16 protein-coding genes and 3 riboswitches are annotated in these 18519 nt (G+C 46.2%); of the genes, 1 reads left to right on the top strand and 15 read right to left on the bottom strand.

The annotated features are described in order from the left end of the window. Positions 1 to 7 precede the first annotated feature (7 nt). From purF to ACTWP7_RS00155, 10 genes are all read right to left on the bottom strand, one after another. Positions 8 to 1420: an amidophosphoribosyltransferase gene (gene purF / locus ACTWP7_RS00200; RefSeq protein ID WP_443121520.1), complete on the bottom strand. Its 1413-nt coding sequence runs from the start codon at positions 1418 to 1420 to the stop codon at positions 8 to 10. Beyond that, positions 1396 to 3624: a phosphoribosylformylglycinamidine synthase subunit PurL gene (purL, locus tag ACTWP7_RS00195; protein WP_443121519.1), complete on the bottom strand. Its 2229-nt coding sequence runs from the start codon at positions 3622 to 3624 to the stop codon at positions 1396 to 1398. Before purL ends, purF begins: the two co-directional genes overlap by 25 nt. Then, positions 3608 to 4291, bottom strand: coding sequence for a phosphoribosylformylglycinamidine synthase subunit PurQ (gene purQ, locus ACTWP7_RS00190; RefSeq protein WP_443121518.1), 684 nt, complete (start codon positions 4289 to 4291; stop codon positions 3608 to 3610). Before purQ ends, purL begins: the two co-directional genes overlap by 17 nt. Further along, positions 4292 to 4537: a phosphoribosylformylglycinamidine synthase subunit PurS gene (gene purS / locus ACTWP7_RS00185; protein ID WP_014641868.1), complete on the bottom strand. Its 246-nt coding sequence runs from the start codon at positions 4535 to 4537 to the stop codon at positions 4292 to 4294. It abuts the gene before it with no gap. Then, positions 4525 to 5247, bottom strand: coding sequence for a phosphoribosylaminoimidazolesuccinocarboxamide synthase (gene purC, locus ACTWP7_RS00180; protein WP_014641867.1), 723 nt, complete (start codon positions 5245 to 5247; stop codon positions 4525 to 4527). Before purC ends, purS begins: the two co-directional genes overlap by 13 nt. A gap of 127 nt (positions 5248 to 5374) precedes the next feature. Then, positions 5375 to 6667, bottom strand: coding sequence for an adenylosuccinate lyase (gene purB, locus ACTWP7_RS00175; protein ID WP_443121517.1), 1293 nt, complete (start codon positions 6665 to 6667; stop codon positions 5375 to 5377). Positions 6668 to 6685: 18 nt separating this feature from the next. Beyond that, positions 6686 to 7813, bottom strand: a complete 1128-nt coding sequence (purK, locus tag ACTWP7_RS00170) for a 5-(carboxyamino)imidazole ribonucleotide synthase (RefSeq protein ID WP_443121516.1) — start codon at positions 7811 to 7813, stop codon at positions 6686 to 6688. After that, positions 7803 to 8294, bottom strand: a complete 492-nt coding sequence (gene purE / locus ACTWP7_RS00165; RefSeq protein WP_443121515.1) for a 5-(carboxyamino)imidazole ribonucleotide mutase — start codon at positions 8292 to 8294, stop codon at positions 7803 to 7805. The genes purK and purE overlap by 11 nt, the downstream gene beginning before the upstream one ends. A 94-nt stretch (positions 8295 to 8388) precedes the next feature. After that, positions 8389 to 8489: riboswitch (purine riboswitch) on the bottom strand. 84 nt (positions 8490 to 8573) lie between these two features. Beyond that, complete coding sequence (locus ACTWP7_RS00160; protein ID WP_443121514.1) at positions 8574 to 8774, bottom strand: NETI motif-containing protein; 201 nt, start codon at positions 8772 to 8774, stop codon at positions 8574 to 8576. After that, positions 8743 to 9315: a DUF2179 domain-containing protein gene (locus ACTWP7_RS00155; RefSeq protein WP_443121513.1), complete on the bottom strand. Its 573-nt coding sequence runs from the start codon at positions 9313 to 9315 to the stop codon at positions 8743 to 8745. The genes ACTWP7_RS00160 and ACTWP7_RS00155 overlap by 32 nt, the downstream gene beginning before the upstream one ends. 142 nt (positions 9316 to 9457) lie before the next feature. On the opposite strand from ACTWP7_RS00155, the gene ACTWP7_RS00150 reads away from it, so the two are divergent. Continuing rightward, a complete protein-coding gene (locus tag ACTWP7_RS00150) occupies positions 9458 to 9883 on the top strand; it encodes an Hsp20/alpha crystallin family protein (protein ID WP_443121512.1) in 426 nt (141 codons plus the stop codon). Positions 9884 to 10568: 685 nt separating this feature from the next. Here the strand turns inward: ACTWP7_RS00150 and ACTWP7_RS00145 are convergent. The 5 genes from ACTWP7_RS00145 to ACTWP7_RS00125 all read right to left on the bottom strand — a co-directional run bounded on the left by ACTWP7_RS00145 (position 10569) and on the right by ACTWP7_RS00125 (position 18458). Beyond that, entirely contained in the window at positions 10569 to 11903 is a 1335-nt protein-coding gene (locus tag ACTWP7_RS00145; RefSeq protein ID WP_014641860.1) for an NCS2 family permease, read from the bottom strand. Between the two features lie 147 nt (positions 11904 to 12050). Next, positions 12051 to 12153: riboswitch (purine riboswitch) on the bottom strand. 83 nt (positions 12154 to 12236) lie between these two features. Continuing rightward, on the bottom strand, positions 12237 to 13775 hold the full coding sequence (guaA, locus tag ACTWP7_RS00140; protein ID WP_443121511.1) for a glutamine-hydrolyzing GMP synthase: 1539 nt from the start codon (positions 13773 to 13775) through the stop codon (positions 12237 to 12239). A gap of 118 nt (positions 13776 to 13893) precedes the next feature. Next, a riboswitch (purine riboswitch) is annotated at positions 13894 to 13995 on the bottom strand. Positions 13996 to 14026: 31 nt separating this feature from the next. Continuing rightward, the gene (locus tag ACTWP7_RS00135) at positions 14027 to 16231 is read right to left on the bottom strand and encodes a transglutaminase TgpA family protein (protein WP_443121510.1); all 2205 of its coding nucleotides are present in this window, start codon (positions 16229 to 16231) and stop codon (positions 14027 to 14029) included. Further along, positions 16231 to 17496, bottom strand: coding sequence for a DUF58 domain-containing protein (locus ACTWP7_RS00130; RefSeq protein ID WP_443121509.1), 1266 nt, complete (start codon positions 17494 to 17496; stop codon positions 16231 to 16233). Before ACTWP7_RS00130 ends, ACTWP7_RS00135 begins: the two co-directional genes overlap by 1 nt. Beyond that, positions 17493 to 18458: an AAA family ATPase gene (locus ACTWP7_RS00125; protein WP_443121508.1), complete on the bottom strand. Its 966-nt coding sequence runs from the start codon at positions 18456 to 18458 to the stop codon at positions 17493 to 17495. The genes ACTWP7_RS00130 and ACTWP7_RS00125 overlap by 4 nt, the downstream gene beginning before the upstream one ends. Positions 18459 to 18519: the final 61 nt, after the last annotated feature.

The raw sequence follows: 18519 nt of genomic DNA, 5'->3' as shown, positions 1-18519 counted from the left end.
CATTTCTCTACAGCTTTTCATACGGATGTGCGGTATTCGGATAAATCTCTGTCGGATAATTGCCCGTGAAGCAGGCCATGCACCCTCCGTGTTCGATCGATTCTTCTCCTTGATAGATGGCTTCGTTCAGACCATCAGGACTAAGGAAAGTCAAACTGTCGGCGCCGATCTGCTCTTCAATTTCTTCCACCGAGCGGTTAGAGGCAATCAGTTCACCACTGTTCGCCGTATCAATCCCGTAATAACAAGGGTTTTTGATCGGAGGAGAAGCGATGCGCACATGAACCTCACTGGCACCCGCATCTTTGAGCATTTGGACAATGCGCCGGCTGGTTGTTCCGCGCACGATGGAGTCATCGACCATAACCACTCGTTTTCCTTCTACAATACCTCGGACGGCTGACAGTTTCATTTTCACCCCTTGCTCACGGAGTTCCTGAGAAGGCTGGATAAATGTGCGGCCAACGTAACGGTTCTTGATGAGTCCAAGTTCATAAGGAATTCCTGATTCCTCCGCATAGCCGATAGCCGCTGAGATGCTTGAATCCGGCACTCCGGTGACTACATCCGCTTCCACTGGTGCTTCTTTAGCGAGCGCTTTCCCCATCCGCTTCCGGGACGCGTGCACATTTTTTCCGTCCAGGTTGCTGTCCGGTCTTGAAAAGTAGACATATTCCATCGAGCAAAGCGTTCGCTGGATCGGCGAAGCGTAACGTTTCGCTTCTACTCCCTCATTCGAAATGACCACAAGTTCGCCAGGCTTCACTTCGCGTTCGTGTGTGGCTCCGATCACATCGAACCCACATGTTTCAGAAGAAACCACCCAGGCGTCGCCCATTTGGCCAAGACTAATCGGGCGGAGCCCTCTCGGATCATTTGCGACAAACATTTGATCTTCTGTCATTAATAAGAAAGCATAGGCTCCCTTAATCATGGATAGTGCCTCCATAATGGCTTCATCAAGAGGCAGATAGCGTGCTCGTTTAATTAAGTGGGCCACCACCTCTGTGTCAGAGGTAGTTGTAAGAATACTTCCCTGACCTTCCAATTGGCTTTTTAGCGCATGGGCGTTTACCAAATTACCGTTATGAGCAAGAGCAAGACTTCCCGTCTGAGACCGGAAGACCAGCGGCTGAATATTTTCGTAACCGCCGTCGCCTGCTGTCGCATAACGGACGTGTCCAGCAGAGGCATGACCTTTTAATTCCTGGAGCTGATTCTGGGAGAAGACCTCATTGATCAACCCGTGTCCTTTATGGAGCTTCATTTGCTTCCCGTCTGTTGTGACAATCCCTGCGCCTTCCTGACCGCGGTGCTGCAAAGCATGCAGCCCATAATACGTCAGCTGGGCAGAATCAGGATGCCCCCACACGCCGAAAATACCACATTCTTCGTTTAAACCTTTGATTTCACCAGGCATGGGATCGCTCCTTTCCACGTATGTTTAAGCTTCGTTGTCTGATCTTCCAAAATGACTTGATCGTTCGACAGGATACGATACACCCCGTCCCCTTTAACATTTCCGATAACACGGCCTTCAGGGACCAATTTTTCAAAAGCTTCCCGATCTTCCGGTCTGACCGACAGAAGGAAACGGGATTGGGTTTCTGAGAATAAAGCGGTAGTTGGGTCACCGTCAATGGTCACTTCACAGCCTAATTCCTGATCAAATAAGCTCTCGGCCAGAGCGACTCCAAGTCCGCCTTCTGCAAGATCGTGAGCCGACTGAACGAGACCGGAACGAATCGCCGTCAACACCTGGTTCTGACGCTGTGCTTCTATTTGTAAATCGATGGCCGGAGCAGCTCCGAAGTGGCGGTCTTCCAGCAATCCCTGCAGCTCGCTTCCACCGAATTCAGCTTTCGTTTCTCCAATGAGATAGATCAAATCACCGGCTTGTTTCATATGGGAAGTGGTAATCTGTTCGGTATGCTCAATTAATCCAACCATCCCGACAACGGGAGTAGGGTAAACGGCCTGACCTCCAAATGATTCGTTATATAAGGAAACATTGCCGCTGATGACCGGTGTACTCAGTTCATTGCAGGCCGCGCTCATCCCCTCCACACTCTTTTCCATTTGCCAGAAGATTTCCGGGTTTTCCGGAGATCCGAAGTTCAAACCGTCCGTAAGTCCAAGCGGTCGTCCGCCGGAGCAGACAATATTCCGGGCTGCTTCCGCAACAGCAATCTTGCCTCCGACTTCCGGGTCCACATAGATATAGCGGGAGTTACAGTCGGTCGTCATGGCAAGAGCTTTATCGGTACCCCGCACACGTAACACGGCTGCATCTGAACCTGGAGATACGACGGTGTTCGTCTGGACCATGGAATCATACTGGTCATAGACCCATTCTTTACTGGCAATGGTCGGCTGACTTAAAAGATTGTGAAGGGTGTACCTATGGTCCGTTACGGTTGGGACGTAAGGCTCCATTGCCTGAAAATCGTTATAGTAAGCCGGAATCGCAGAAGGCTGATGATAGACGGGAGCGTCCTCCGCCAGACTGTCCACCGGTACATCCGCCACCATCTCTCCTCGATGCTCGAGACGGAAGCGCTTCGTATCCGTAACTTCTCCCACTGCCACAGCTTCCAGATCATATTTACGGAAGACTTGTGCGATTTCTTCTTCACGTCCTTTTTCCACAACAAGCAGCATGCGTTCCTGAGACTCAGACAACATCATTTCATAAGGTGTCATGTCTAGTTCGCGCTGAGGGATTAAATCAAGGTTCATCGTCATGCCCGTTCCGGCTTTACTGGCCATTTCACTGGCTGAGGAAGTGAGACCGGCAGCGCCCATATCCTGAATACCTACAAGAGCTTCGTGCTGGATAACATCCAGACAAGCTTCAATGAGGAGTTTTTCCATAAACGGGTCACCGACCTGCACCGAAGGACGCTTCTCTTCGGATTCCTCGGAGAGCTCTTCGGAGGCAAACGTTGCGCCGTGAATACCATCACGACCGGTTTTAGCTCCAACGTACATAACGGTATTGCCGATCCCGGCAGCAATTCCTTTTTGAATATCCTTGTGCTCGATCAATCCGACACACATGGCGTTAACAAGCGGGTTGCCATTGTAGGCATTGTCGAACTGGACCTCGCCTCCTACTGTCGGGACGCCGACACAGTTGCCGTAGCCCGCGATCCCGCGAACTACTTCTTCGAACAAATACTTAACGCGAGGCTGTTTCAGCGATCCAAATCGAAGGGAATTGAGTAAAGCAATCGGGCGTGCGCCCATAGAGAAGACGTCTCTTAAAATTCCGCCCACGCCTGTCGCTGCTCCCTGGTAAGGCTCTACAGCAGATGGGTGATTATGGCTTTCAATTTTGAAAACCACCGCCTGCTCATCGCCAATATCGATGATGCCAGCTCCCTCTCCTGGACCTTGAAGGACTTGCGGCCCTTCTGTTGGAAATTTCCTTAGAAGCGGTTTGGAGTTTTTATAACTGCAATGTTCCGACCACATAACAGAGAATAGACCGGTTTCTGTATAATTTGGACGGCGGCCGAGAATATCTTTAATGGAAGCATATTCTTCATCCCGCAGGCCCATTTCACTGTAAAGCTTTTGCTGTTCAATCTGTTCCGGGCTGATTTCAAGCTTTGATGGCATGGTTATTCCTCCAATGTGTCAAAATAGACTGGAACAAACGCAGTCCGTCTTCATTTCCAACGAGAGCTTCCACCGCTCGTTCCGGGTGAGGCATCATGCCAAGCACATTACCTGCTTTGTTTGTAATCCCGGCGATGTTACCTACGGATCCGTTGGGGTTGTTCTCATATGTGAAAGCAATCTGGCGATTATCTTTCAGCTCCTGATAAGTGGCTTCATCACAATAATAGTTCCCGTCACCATGAGCAATCGGGATGCTGATTTTTTCCTGTGGTTCATACTCACGGGTAAACATGGTTTCCGCATTTTCCACATTCAATGTTTCGAAATGGCACATGAACTTCAGATGCTTATTGGATAGCATAGCTCCTGGCAAAAGCCCCATCTCAAGCAGAATCTGGAATCCGTTACAGACACCAAGTACCGGTTTCCCCACTTCCGCTGCTTCACGGATCTGACTGATCACATCCGAAGTAGAAGCGATGGCTCCTGAGCGCAAATAATCTCCATAAGAGAATCCGCCAGGTAGAAGAACGGCATCATACGAGCTCAAATCCGCTTCCTGATACCAGACAAGATCTGCTTCTTCTCCGAGGGCGTCTTTAACAGCGAAGTACATATCACGGTCACAGTTGGAGCCTGGAAATACGACGACAGCAAATTTCACTTAGACAACCTCCTCGATCGTGTAGGTGTAATTTTCAATGACTGGGTTCGCAAGCAATTGATCGCACATCTTATCTACCTGCTTTTCAATGTCGTTCGTGTCTTCCATCATAACTTCCATATACTTGCCAACACGTACCTCGCTGACGTTTTTATACTCCAGGGAATGAAGGGAGTTCTGTACTGCTTTACCCTGGGGATCAAGAACCCCTTCTTTTAATGTGATGTAGATCTTTACTTTGCGCATGTGTTTTCCTCCAGTCGTTGTAATATGAGTTCGTACGTTTCAATCAGGTCTCCAATACCCTCGCGGAAGACATCCTTATCCAGTTTTTGTCCGCTCTCTAAATCCCAAAGACGGCATGTATCTGGTGATATTTCGTCAGCCAGGACAATCGTTCCGTCTTTTAAGCGTCCGAATTCCAGTTTAAAATCAACAAGCTGCAGCCCAGCCTGTTTAAATAATTCGATTAAATGTTCATTGATCGTAAGGGCCATTTCTTTGATGCGGGTTAATTCCTGTTCGCTGACATCTGTCAGGTGATAAGCGTGAACGTCGTTAATGATCGGATCATCCAGTTCATCTTTTTTATAAAATAATTCGACTATCGGTGGGGTGAAGGTTGTTTTTTCTTCGATACCTAGCCTGCGTGTTATGCTGCCGGCAGCGACGTTGCGAACAACCACTTCGAGAGGAATGATGGTCGTTTTCTCAACTAATTGTTCCGTATCGTTCAACGCTTCAATAAAGTGGGATGGAATGTGATGCAGCTTTAAATAGTCAAATACTCGGGAGGTAATCAAATTGTTCAGCCGGCCTTTGCCTTCAAATTGATCTTTTTTCTTGCCGTTAAAGGCGGTGGCGTCGTTCTTATAAGATAAAATTAAACGTTCCGGCTGATCCGTCACGTGATAAACTTTCTTGGCTTTTCCTTCATATAACAGCGAACCCTTCATCAATAGACACCTCACTTAATTATAGAAATAAACAGATCTGGCAGTTTGATAAATTGATAGTTTGGTAATTTATGTATGACCTGGTCTGTAAATGATTGGAGGACCAGGTCATACAGTTATTGGTAATTTACAGGCCGATGCGGCTAAAGATGCGATCGACGTTTTTCAGGTGATGCTTGTAATCGAAGCAGGCGTCCAGCTGTTCTTCTGACAGCGTCGCCGTGATCTGCTCATCCGCTTCTACCAGTTCACGGAATGGAACACCACGCTCCCACGCTTCCATGGCTTTCGGCTGAACCAGATCATAAGCTTCTTCTCGGACCATGCCTTCATCAATCAGTGTCAACAGAACTCTTTGAGAGAAAATCAATCCGTACGTTTTCTCCATATTCTCCTGCATCCGTTCCGGGAAAACCGTTAAGTTCTTAACGATCGAAGCGAAACGATTGAGCATGTAATTAATAGCTATCGTAGCATCCGGCAGAATCACGCGCTCGGCAGATGAATGAGAGATGTCCCGCTCATGCCAAAGAGGCACATTTTCAAAAGCAGTTACCATTTCTCCGCGCAGTACACGAGCCATGCCGGTCATATTCTCCGATCCAATCGGGTTTCGTTTATGCGGCATAGCAGACGAGCCTTTCTGGCCTTTCGCGAAGAATTCTTCTACCTCCCGCGTTTCTGTCTTTTGCAGGCCACGGATTTCCACGGCAATTTTCTCGATGGACGTCGCAATCAAAGCCAATGTAGATACGTAATGAGCATGACGGTCACGCTGCAGCGTTTGTGTGGATACCGGTGCCGGTGCAATGCCCAGCTTTTCGCACACATACTCTTCTACAAAAGGATCAATATTCGCGTACGTTCCAACGGCTCCGGAAAGCTTCCCAACTTCAATGTGCTTAATCGCAAGATCCAGGCGTTCCAGATTACGCTTCATCTCTTCGTAATAAAGAGCAAGCTTCAGTCCGAACGTTGTAGGTTCCGCATGTACACCGTGTGTACGCCCCATCATCACAGTATGCTTATGTTCGCGTGCCTTATCTCCTAAAATATCAATAAAGTTTACGAGATCTTTGCGGATAATGGCGTTTGCCTGCTTTAATTGATAAGAAAGGGCCGTATCTACGACATCCGTTGACGTCAGTCCGTAATGGACCCATTTCCTCTCTTCACCGACTGTTTCGGAAACAGCGCGGGTAAAAGCAACCACATCATGACGAGTTTCTGCTTCAATTTCATGAATACGCTCCACGTCAAAAGAAGCTTTCTCTCTCAATTTCTTCACGTCATCCTTTGGAATATTTCCAAGCTCACTCCACGCTTCACAAGCCAGCAGTTCTACCTCAAGCCAGGCTGCATAACGGTTTTCTTCTGTCCAGATAGCCCCCATTTCAGGCCTTGTATATCGTTCAATCATCGTCTTCCTCCTCGGTCTCTACCATAAATGTATTTGATTTTCTTGAATTCTCTCATCAATCTCTTCCAGGCTTGTCCCTATGAACGTAAGATGACCCATCTTGCGATTCGTGCGGGCATCCTTCTTACCATAATCATGAAAATGAACACCCCGGTAGTATTCCAGCTTATCAATCAGGATCTGCCGGTGTTTACCCAGTACATTCACCATAACGGCTGACGAAAAAGAATGGACCGGCAGCAGTGGAAGCCCGCAAATCGCCCGTACATGCTGTTCAAACTGGGAAACATTACAGGCTTCGATGGTAAAATGACCAGAGTTATGCGGCCGCGGGGCCATTTCATTAATAAAAATATCTTCTCCGCTCACAAACATTTCGACGGCAAATGTTCCTACAATTCCCATCTGCTCCGACAGGCGTTTCACCGCTTCTTGCACCTTATCCACCAGAGTTTCACCCAACTCCGCCGGCACTCTCGATTCATGTAAAATATGATTCTTGTGAATATTTTCAGGGATAGGGAAATACGTAATCTCACCATCGGCTGCTCGCGTAAACACTTGCGAGATTTCCATATCGAATTCGACCCACTGCTCCACGATATACGTGCGTCCTTCTTTTATAAATTGACGCGCTTTTGCTGCTTCATCTTCATGGTCGATCTTCAACTGACCTTTTCCGTCATACCCACCGCTGGTCGTTTTAATGACCGCTGGATAGCCAGTCTTATCAAGAGCTTCCAGAAACTGATCATAATTATCGATAATGTCGTAAAAAGGAACCGAAAGACCAGCTGCTACGGCTTCCTGCTTTTCCTTGGCTCGGTTTTGAGTTACTTCCAAAGAGTAAGCACCTTGAGGTAATTTCCCGTTACTCTCAAACAGACGGGCCACTTCAAGATCTACATTTTCAAATTCATACGTAATGACATCACTCCGCTCGCTCAGCTGTTCAGCGGCTTCCACATCATCATAAGCACCCACGATGTGTTCATCAGCCACCTGGGCGCATGGGCAGTCTTCGGCAGGGTCAAGAACAGCAACCCGGTAGCCCATATGTTTGGCAGCCACGGCCATCATTCTTCCGAGCTGACCTCCACCTAGAATACCGATCGTTTGACCTGGTCTAATTACATTAGGATTCATTTAAATCGCTCCTCATATCTTCGACCTTATCTTTCATTTGCTTGCGATACGAATCCAGACGCTCTGCTGTGTCCGTATTAAAAGCTCCGATCATTTCCGCTGCCAGAATCCCTGCATTTTTCGCTCCGGCCTTTCCAATGGCCACTGTCGCAACAGGAACGCCGCCTGGCATTTGCACAATAGACAACAGCGAATCGAGTCCCTGGAGTGATTTCGATTCTACTGGAACACCAATGACAGGCAGTGTGGTTTTAGCAGCCACCATCCCTGGCAAGTGAGCCGCTCCACCAGCTCCTGCAATAATGACTTTCAATCCTTTTTCCCTCGCCTGTTCCGCATAGGTAAACATATCCTCCGGGGTGCGATGGGCAGAAATGATTTCTTTTTCATACGAGATTTGTAACTCATCTAATACATCACAGGCATTCTTCATCGTCTCCCAATCGGAGATACTACCCATGATAACACCTACTTCAGCCATGTTTATCCCTTCTTTCATTAAAAAAACCTGCTCAAGCTCCCTCAAATCATGAGAGGAGTTGAACAGGCATACGTGTCGACTGTTGATGGATATAGAATGCTTGGACTCCCCTCATAGTCCGGGAATTCATGGTTCCCAGGTAGAGACGGACGGGCCGTATTCCCATCCTATATGAGGTTCCTTTTATGCAATTTCTGCTTCCATCATATCAATAGCCGCAAAGAAATGTCAACGTAAATGACGAACATTTTAAAAATACAAACTTAGTATCGTTCGTGTTTATTCCTTCACCGCATGAAAAACAATTCGTTTACTCACGGGTTCCATGACTTTTTCACCATCTTTAGTCTCTTCACGAAATATCGGTTCCTCCGCCCGGCGCACTGGAAGATAACCTTCCTTCTTCATACGATCCAGGCATTGGCCAATGGTTTCGTGCTCTTGTACCTCAAAGCGCTTCTTGTTGTTGTTTTTCGGCATCTTCGCGGATCTTTCCTTTCCTAACGGATTTAACCCAGAATCCGCCATGAATCTGCTTAGGTTCATAAGCTATGATAAATGCTTTAGGATCAATGGTGCGAATGGTTTCATACAAAGAAAGCTCATATCTCCGTGGAGTTAAAATCTGCATAGCCAACCGATCACCTTCCATCCCATAAGCATACCAGCTCGTAACTCCGTATCCTTTCTCACGAAGCCTGCGGGTAAAATCAATATCCGGGTCTGAAGAAATAACGTTAACCGTAATATACCCTAAAGCAAGCTTCTCTTCAATCTTCATCCCGACAATTACACCAAGACCGTAACCGATGGCGTAAGCAATAACATTTTCGATCTGATCCAAACGCTCAAGCACAATCCCAAGACCATATATATAGGTAACGATTTCAAACATGCTGAGGAAAGCTGCCGTGTAACGGCGGCCTTTTAATGTAAAAATCATACGCATCGTTAAAAACGATACATAAACAATGTTGACAGCTAAAATAATTCCGATCAGCAATAACGGATTTTCAAACATCCAGCACCCTCCTGCCTCTGCCCCTCTTACTATTCAGGATATTCACCCATGGGCTCTTTCTTGCATACACTATAAACTATGAGAAGTCTGTGACACAATCATTTTTCATCGCAATTACTGACAAATTATGGAGGGTGATGACATGAATCAATTTAAAGACTGGAAATCCAATTTAGACCGTTTTTTCGGTAATGAATTCTGGGGCGACTTTGAGGGAATGATGAAGCCTTCTATTCCTTATATCAATATGTATCAGTATGATAACGAACTTTTATGCTATGTGAGTATCCCTGGAATGAGCCATCCGAAAAATGTAGAAGTACTTGTCGATCACACCACCCTCACGATAAAAGGAAAAATTGAAATCAACCAGCGCGGTGGTCACCAGCTTATGTCTGAAATTGCGGACGGAACTTTCGAGCGTAGCATCGACCTGCCTTTCCCTGTCCGAAGCGACAAAATGGAAGCCACCTATAAGCACGGTCTGCTCGTCATCCAGCTCTATCGTCACGTTACGGACCAGACGCGTCAAAAGCCACTCAGCATCCGTCACCTTGAAGATGAATAAACACGGCAGTCACCACGACTGCCGTGTTTTTTATAAGAGACTTATTAAGCCAACGGGCCGTTTACTGTAAGACTCAGTTTCAAGATACTTGAAGAGAGGGAAGGTCCTGCGGGGGACGATTTCGCTTTCCGGCCCTGCACGACGCAGGGTCGTTCGACGTTGCCACACGACGTGGCGTTCTTAGTCGAACCTCTTCTGTGCTGAGCTTCCTCGGGCTTGACAGCCCTGCGGGATCTCACCGATCATGTTCATCCCGCAGGAGTCTTCATCGTCCCCCTCCGGACCTGGCCGAATCATAAACTCGAAACCATTTAAGAAATCGACTGGTTCATGAGACAAAAGCATGGATCACGAGGCTATTTTTATGCTATATCGATGTGAAATAGACTTCCATAAAAGCATGTAGGACCGATTAAGAAAGAGAACATCTTCTCATATAAAAGCGTCCGTTATGCTTACTCGGCTGGGCTGGTGGGGAAATGGCGAGACTCCCATGGGAGAAGGAACTAGGTGAGATCCCGCAGGGAGTGAAACGAGCGAGGAAGCTCACCGTTCCCCCATAGGAAAGCGAGTTATTTCCCCACCAGCCCTTATCCATCTAACGTAACGGACCCATTTATCTCGAAACTGAGCCTTCAACAAACGGGAGCTTATATGGAATAAGCTGCACCTTGAGATACCTCCATTAAGCTAAGAAGACAAAGTAAAGAACAAAGATGACGAACAAGAAGTACATAATTGGATGAATTTCTTTGGAACGTCCTTTTAACAGCATTGTAATTGGATAAAAGATGAATCCGATCGCAATTCCTGTAGCAATGCTGTACGTAAGCGGCATAGCGGCAATTGTAAAGAAGGCCGGAACACCGATTTCAAATTGATCCCAGTCGATATTTTTCAAAGTGGATGCCATCAGCACACCTACAATAATCAAGGCTGGTGCCGTGACCTGTGCGGTTACAACGGATAATAATGGCGAAAACAATAGCGCCAGTAAGAAAAAGGCAGCTGTTACGACAGATGCAAAGCCTGTTCGCCCCCCGGCTCCTACGCCTGCTGTGGATTCGATGTAAGAGGTAGTCGTTGATGTACCTACAACGGACCCAACTACAGTCGCTGCAGAATCCGCAAACAGTGCGCGTCCGGCACGAGGCAATTTATTATCCTTCATGAATCCTGCCTGCGTAGCCACCGCTACTAATGTTCCCGCTGTATCGAAGAAGTCGACAAATAAGAAGGTGAGAATAACGACCAGCATTTCAATTGTAAAGATATCACCAAAGTGAGTTAATGCCGCCCCAAAAGTCGGTGCCACGCTCGGCGCAGCCCCTACGACATCATTCACTGCTGTCGGCGGTGCAATCAGTCCTGTCACCATTCCAGCAATAGACGTCAGCACCATGCCGTAGAAAATACCGCCTTTAATGCCTAAAGAAAGAAATACAACAGATACGATAATTCCAAAAATCGCAAGCATCGTTGGACCAGCCGTTAAGTCACCAAGCTGTACAAGCGTCGCATCACTGTTCTGAACGATACCTGCATTTTGAAAGCCGATAAAAGCAATAAATAAACCAATCCCTGCTCCAACAGCCAGTTTCAAGTTCCCAGGAATTGCATCAATGATCTTTTGGCGCAGGCCGGTTACCGTTAATACAATAAAAATAAGTCCGGATGCTAATACACCTGCCAGTGCCGTTTCCCAAGGGATGCCATATCCAAGAACTACTGTATAAGCAAAAAACGCATTCAGTCCCATACCAGGCGCAAGAGCAATTGGATATTTTGCAAAAACACCCATAATCAATGTACCAACAGCAGCAGCTATGGCCGTCGCTGTAAATACAGCCCCTTTATCAATACGCGTTACTCCTTCAGGAAGCTGCTCAATCCCATCAAGAGCAAGCGTAGACGGATTAACGAACAGAATATAGGCCATCGCGAGAAATGTCGTAAGACCCGCCATGAATTCCGTGCGGTAGTTCGTGCCCAGCTCCTTAAACTTAAAAAATTTACTCATTTCTATTTCCTCCCTCACAGTCACCAGCCGCTCCATTCGGAGAGTTATCTCTATGTTAAGACCCAAATAAAAAACACCCTTGAATGATCAAGAGTGTCTACCTATATACGGAGGCAATAGATGAGCCAGGCACAAACCACATGCAAGGCGTCAACTATTCACCAGCGTAGTCAGACCAGTTTACGGCGGTCCGGTAGAAACTCATGGGCCTTATCCCCAAAATTATACGGCGGTGTTACTAATTCTTAATTTTTCTCTATCTTACTAGGGAAGACTATAGTTCGTCAACCCTATTCCCGAACATTATTTATCAAAAACAACTTTAACGTTCGTTTATTCCCATTCAATCGTAGCCGGCGGCTTACTCGTTACGTCATAAACCACTCGGTTGATGTGATCGACCTGATTCACGATGCGGGTGGAAATTTTCTCGAGAACGTCCCAGGGAATTCGAGCCCAATCTGACGTCATCCCATCAATGGATGTAACCGCACGAATGCCGATTGTATAGTCATACGTCCGCTCATCGCCCATAACTCCTACGGATCGAATATCTGGAAGGACGGTGAAATACTGCCAAATATCCCTATCCAGCCCGGCTTCTTTAATTTCTTCACGCAAAATAGCATCGGATTCACGAACAATTTTAAGCTTCTCTTCTGTAATCGCACCTAATACGCGGATCGCAAGTCCAGGTCCTGGGAATGGCTGGCGCCAAACGATATGTTCCGGTACACCAAGCTCAGTTCCAAGCGCACGCACTTCGTCTTTGAAGAGTGTGTTCAAAGGCTCGATCAACTGAAGTTCCATTTCCTCAGGAAGGCCCCCGACATTGTGGTGGGATTTAATCGTTTGAGCCGTTTCCGTACCACTCTCAATAATATCGGTATAAAGAGTTCCCTGAGCGAGATAATCAATTTCCTTCAGTTTTTCAGCCTCATCATCAAATACGTAAATAAACTCATTACCGATGATTTTCCGCTTCTGTTCAGGATCAGATACGCCTTCAAGCTTGCTTAGGAATCGGTCTTTGGCATCTACTTTGATAATGTTCATATTGAAGCCATCGCCAAGCGTGCGCATAACATCGTCTGCTTCATTTTTTCGAAGCAATCCGTGATCAACGAAAATACAAGTCAGCTGGTCTCCGATCGCACGGTGAATCAGCGCTGCAACAACAGAGGAATCTACCCCGCCGCTTAGCGCGCACAATACTTTACGGTCCCCGACTTGATCGCGGATTTTCTCTACTTCCATTTCCACCACGTGCTCCATTGTCCAGTCGTCCTTCGCATCGCATACATCAAATACGAAGCTGCGCAGGATATCATTGCCGTACTCGGAATGACGCACTTCCGGGTGAAATTGAACACCGTACATATTAATTTCCCCATTGCTCATCGCAGCTACAGGGCAGGAAGGACTGGTCGCATCTACGACAAAGCCTTGAGGCGGGTCAATGACTTTATCACTATGGCTCATCCAAACCGTCTGATGCCGGGGAGTTTTCTTAAAGATAACCGGATCTTCGGCTATGTTAATCTCTGCTTTTCCGTACTCACGTTCATTCGCACGCTCCACTTTTCCTTTGAAATGGTGAGTCATCAGCTGCATGCCATAGCAAATGCCAAGCACCGGGATCCCCAGCTCAAACAGACCTTCATCACAACGGAAGCTATGTTCTCCATAGACGCTGTTAGGTCCGCCAGAAAGAATAATCCCGCTTGGGTTCAGTTCCTTGATCTCTTCAACCGTCATCTTATGAGAGTGAAGTTCACTATAAACCCCGAACTCACGTATACGGCGGGTAATTAATTGGTTATATTGACTTCCGAAATCCAGTACCAGGATCATACCTTGGACCTGCTCCATATCTTTCCACTCCTTTTCATTAGAAAAAACGCACGACCTGGGGCCTATAAAAAAAGGATTCCCACCTTCCCGTTAAAATAATTCAGGCGAAGGCAGAAATCCATCCGTGCATATCTCGTCACGTGATCCCCACCTTCATAGTCAGGACATTTACGGTGCCCCGGTAGAGACTCTCGAGCCATATTCTCGAGGATATACGAAGGAAGAATGCGTCTAATTTCCATTCATTTTATCAACGGTTCTGACAGGAATCAAGACAATGCTTTTTTAATTAAATTTTCCCATAATTCAGTGACTTTCGGCCAATGGGAACGGCGACTCTCATTTCTGTACAGAACCCGCTCGTAATCATTCGTCAAACGCCGCATGTCATTGGACTGGAAGTGGCGGTCGACGACGAAGGCATAGTCTCTGAGCGTCTGTTCGGGTTTACGCTTGAACCCTTTATGATCCAGTACTTTTAGTAAATATTGGTAGGCTTTTTCATACGTTTCTTCGTCCTCTTTTTTTCGATAGCGTCGAATGAGAAAAGCGGAGATCCACTTGTAACGAGTCACATACAGAACGAGTAAAGCAAGGAGTAGAAATGCGGCTAGAACATAGACCCATACATAGCTCTGTTCTGAATCGATATTCACGGATTCAGAATCAGAGGCTGCTTCCTGCTCCTCCATTTGCTGCGGGTTACCCATATTGTCTTCAGGGGTTTCCGTATCTGAACCTGAAGCTGCTGAGTCACTTTCATCGGTCTCTATATCTGTATAGAAATCCGCGTTGTTCGTAAACCCTTTCGTTGGTTCGAATGGAACCCAGCCGACATCTGGAAAATAAACTTCCACCCACGAATGCGCATTGCCGCTTGTGATTTCATATTTATTCTGAAGTCCATCAGTGTACGTAGTATCTGTTGCATCAATTCGCTCTCCAGCTGTGAACCCTTTTACCCAGCGGGCCGGAATGCCTTCTGACCTCAGCATAACCACCATGGACGTGGAGAAGTTATCACAGTATCCGATTTGAGATTCGAATAAAAACTGGTTCACATAGTCCTCGTTTTCATCAGGTACCGGTACATCGGTCGTTGAATATTCGAATCCATTCGATGAAAAATACGACTCTACAGCTTTCGCTTTATCATACCGATTGTCTGCTTCCTCGACAATTTGACTGGCGAGATTGCGCACACGCCCCGGCAGGGAATCTGGAAGCTGCAAGTAGTTCTCTTTGATCTCTTCCGGGTCGTCAGTGCTCGATTCCCGAAGCTGATCATATTCAAAAGAAGGAAAATCATAGTTGATGACGTATCTGTTCAGCTTAGCTTTGGAATCTCCTTTGAGTGTATCCATTTCACCGGTATTTTCATGAATCTGAAGCCTATAATCTTCGGGGTAAGAGTCAAGCGAAGTGACGCCATATGGATACACAAGTTTTTGAAAATCAGCTTCACTAGTTAACTCGATAAGGGACTGCTGTTCTTCTACTTCGACTTCATCCGTAAAGGTTTGAAAAGGAATATTGTCAGGAGAAACCGTTTGGACGGGATCTTCCAATGTATCTTCCCAGCCTTTTCCGGTGTACGTATCTTTTGATTCAATTCTCCAGTACCTTTCTCCATCGGCCATGGCTGTAAAGACGCGAGTGTCGTCCTGAATAAAAGATCCTCCTAGACGACTATCGTTTTCACCGTAGCCAACCTTTTGGACGACACCGCTTCCTCCAGGTCCAGCGCCTCCTGCAGCACTCTGAATAAAGGGAACGGGGTCCGGCCACTGCGGCGAGAGTTTGGGAGAAGCATAAGCCGCAACCGTTGAAATCAGGATGATCGCAAGCAAAGGCAGCACCCACAGGTGACCTTTTTTAAACCCGCTCAAACCAATCGATTCTTTATCCATCTCTTTGTGGAAGCTGGTAACACCGAGAGCGGACATTGCCAGCACGAATGTGCGGATGATCGCCCATTTTCCATCGTATACAGTAAACGTATCAATCACCGTAACGTAAATAAGCGTAAGCAGTACGAACACGAACATACGGTTTGCGACTACAATCCAGTAAAACAGCAAGTAACTCATTAACCATAAGAGGATGAGAAAAAGCAGACTCCGGAATAAAGGAGTCATCTGCCACCATTCCTGTGCCTGAATCACCTGGACGTTAAAGACGATTTGATCATAGAGGACAGAAAACCAATTGCGGCTGAAAATGGTTTCGGCAATATAGAGCCCGTCCAATATAAAGGCTAATCCCAATAGTTTGAGGGGCATAGATAAATACCATGGAACCTGAATAAAAGATACAAAAAAACAAAACGTTGCATAAATAAAAAAGATCGTCACATTTTTCGTTTCCGTAATAGCCTCCAGAGGCAGGAGCCATTCACAAAATAATAGGAAACCAATTACATAGATCATGAGTTTAAACACAGTAGAGCGCTGGTCATTAATTGTATTTGGCATCAGGTACTCACCTCAAATTCTTGTTGTATCAGTTGCTCCTCTGATAATACTTGAACAACGACTCCCTGATTTTTTAACAGCTTAATGTGCTGATGGTCTTGAAAGTTCAACTGCTCGCGCGGGCGCACATAAAAAAAGACAAGACGTTTGCTTTTTTTCGCTAATTTCACGAGGGATTGTTCGGTATTCTCATCTAAGTAATGACTGATCACTAATGCAATCGTCCCTGAAGGAATCTGAGCCCGTTCACGGTCCAGCTGCTGTGAAAACGGCACACGGCCGAGCGGCCTTATTTTAGCAAGATGGCCCTGAATTTGGTGGGTCTGTGAATGATTTTGATGAAACGGAAAATACGCTCGTCCATCTCCAAGAGTCATGAAAGCAAGCTGAGAAGATTTTTTATGAAGTTCCTCTAGTAAAGAGGCGGTGAATTCAACGGAGCCTTCAAAGCTCACAGGGTTCATGGAAGGGTGATAGACTGCATTCAAAATGATAAGCATATCGACACTTTTTTCCTGCTCAAATTCTTTCGTCATCATTTGATTCTTTTTGGCAGTAGTCTTCCAATCCACCCAGGCAAAGCGGTCGCCTTGCATATATTCACGAACACCTGTGACGACGTTCGTATTTTTTTCATTGAGTTTAAAAGAGGGGCTCGCTCCCTGTTCAAAGCTGTACACACGCTCACGCATTTTCACTGGACGCTTATAAGGAAAGACGAGGAGTTTATCCTCTTCCTGATACACGTGCTCTTTTTTAATAAACCCAAAAAAGTCCCCAGTTTTGATGCGGAAAGCCTTAAATTGGTGCTCTCCACGCGGTAGCTTCTCAAGCTCATAATGGTAGCGTAAATGTCTCTTGAACCAGGGGAACGTGACTTTCTTAACAATCCTGTCCTGCTGAAATTCATTCGCTTTCTCCATATCTCTGAATTTCTCTAGATGACGGTCCTGTTTCTTGAGGGACTCAGGGAGATACTCTTCAATAACGCAATAATAAATCGGAAAAGGGATTCTTCTTGTCAGTGTCACCTTAACCTCAACACTTTCGCCTCCTGTAGCGACCCTTTTTGATAGTTTACGTTCTACCTTCCAGTCGTTTATTGGATAAAGCAGTACCCCTGTCATGTAGACGAGAAAAGGAAGAAATGCGTAGAAGAGAAACCAGCTGACAAAGCCTCCCTGAAACATTGCATAAGAAAATAAAACAGTAAACAATGTCAATACAACGAGGAGTTTAGCCGTGAATTGAAAAGTCTGTCTCATTCACTAATATTCCTCTTTACAGGAATGGAAGTGGCGGAGAGCAGCTCTTCGATAATACTTTCAGGTGTTGCTCCTTCAAAATTCGCTTCAGAAGTAAGAATCATACGGTGTGACAATACATAAGGGGCAAGGTACTGGACATCATCGGGCACGACATAATCACGGTCGTGAACAAATGCATAGGCTTTAGCAGCTTTCATGAGGGAAATCGATCCACGAGGGCTCACACCCAGATAGACACCTTCATGATTTCGGGTGCCTGTAACTAAATCAATAATGTAGCGGTTTACGGTTCTATCCACATACACTTCTTCGACTTCTTTCTGTAAACTTACCAGTTCATCGCGGGTAATTACAGACGATATCTCATTGATCGGATGGCCGCCTGAGGTCCGGCTTAGCATCTCCATTTCCTGACTTGCAGTAGGGTATCCCATTTTCATCTTTAACAAAAAACGGTCCAGCTGAGCTTCAGGCAGCGGGTATGTTCCTTCATATTCAATGGGGTTCTGGGTAGCCATGACAAAGAAAGGATCTTTAAGAGGCACAGCGTTTCCATCTACCGTAATACTCGTTTCTTCCATACCTTCCAGTAAAGCGGATTGTGTTTTCGGAGAAGTACGGTTAATCTCATCTGCCAGTACAACATTTCCTAGAATAGGACCAGGCTTAAATTCGAATTCCATTTCTTTTGGATTATATATAGAGACACCTGTAACGTCAGATGGCAGCAAATCTGGGGTGAACTGAATTCGTTTAAACTCACAATCCAAGGATTTGGCAAGGGTTTTTACAAGCATCGTCTTTCCTACGCCCGGGACATCTTCAAGCAGTACGTGCCCTTTCGCGAGCAAAGCCACAATGCTTAGTAAAGCCGCTTCTTCTTTCCCAATCATCACCTTATTAATATTTTTCATCACATCAGAAATCTTTGGCTGATATAAAAATGTTTGCTGATTCATTAGGTGTACCCCTCTCTTCCTATTACACTATTTTCAGAATTCTCACGCTCATTCTAACTAT

It is taken from the genome of Halobacillus sp. B29 (genome assembly GCF_052246755.1).
Lineage (GTDB): Bacteria > Bacillota > Bacilli > Bacillales > Halobacillaceae > Halobacillus > Halobacillus halophilus.
Note: the sequence above shows the minus strand (reverse complement) of the source record. Positions and strands in the feature narration are given on the sequence as shown.

What these genes read in the sequence shown, in the direction of transcription:
- purL (WP_443121519.1), bottom strand. Translation starts at nt 3,624, where the DNA reads ATGCCATCAAAGCTTGAAATCAGCCCGGAACAGATTGAACAGCAAAAG.
- purE (WP_443121515.1), bottom strand. Translation starts at nt 8,294, where the DNA reads ATGGCTGAAGTAGGTGTTATCATGGGTAGTATCTCCGATTGGGAGACG.
- ACTWP7_RS00145 (WP_014641860.1), bottom strand. Translation starts at nt 11,903, where the DNA reads ATGAGTAAATTTTTTAAGTTTAAGGAGCTGGGCACGAACTACCGCACG.
- purC (WP_014641867.1), bottom strand. Translation starts at nt 5,247, where the DNA reads ATGAAGGGTTCGCTGTTATATGAAGGAAAAGCCAAGAAAGTTTATCAC.
- purS (WP_014641868.1), bottom strand. Translation starts at nt 4,537, where the DNA reads ATGCGCAAAGTAAAGATCTACATCACATTAAAAGAAGGGGTTCTTGAT.
- ACTWP7_RS00125 (WP_443121508.1), bottom strand. Translation starts at nt 18,458, where the DNA reads ATGAATCAGCAAACATTTTTATATCAGCCAAAGATTTCTGATGTGATG.
- purF (WP_443121520.1), bottom strand. Translation starts at nt 1,420, where the DNA reads ATGCCTGGTGAAATCAAAGGTTTAAACGAAGAATGTGGTATTTTCGGC.
- ACTWP7_RS00130 (WP_443121509.1), bottom strand. Translation starts at nt 17,496, where the DNA reads ATGAGACAGACTTTTCAATTCACGGCTAAACTCCTCGTTGTATTGACA.
- purK (WP_443121516.1), bottom strand. Translation starts at nt 7,813, where the DNA reads ATGAATCCTAATGTAATTAGACCAGGTCAAACGATCGGTATTCTAGGT.
- ACTWP7_RS00135 (WP_443121510.1), bottom strand. Translation starts at nt 16,231, where the DNA reads ATGCCAAATACAATTAATGACCAGCGCTCTACTGTGTTTAAACTCATG.
- ACTWP7_RS00150 (WP_443121512.1), top strand. Translation starts at nt 9,458, where the DNA reads ATGAATCAATTTAAAGACTGGAAATCCAATTTAGACCGTTTTTTCGGT.
- purB (WP_443121517.1), bottom strand. Translation starts at nt 6,667, where the DNA reads ATGATTGAACGATATACAAGGCCTGAAATGGGGGCTATCTGGACAGAA.
- ACTWP7_RS00155 (WP_443121513.1), bottom strand. Translation starts at nt 9,315, where the DNA reads ATGTTTGAAAATCCGTTATTGCTGATCGGAATTATTTTAGCTGTCAAC.
- guaA (WP_443121511.1), bottom strand. Translation starts at nt 13,775, where the DNA reads ATGGAGCAGGTCCAAGGTATGATCCTGGTACTGGATTTCGGAAGTCAA.
- ACTWP7_RS00160 (WP_443121514.1), bottom strand. Translation starts at nt 8,774, where the DNA reads ATGCCGAAAAACAACAACAAGAAGCGCTTTGAGGTACAAGAGCACGAA.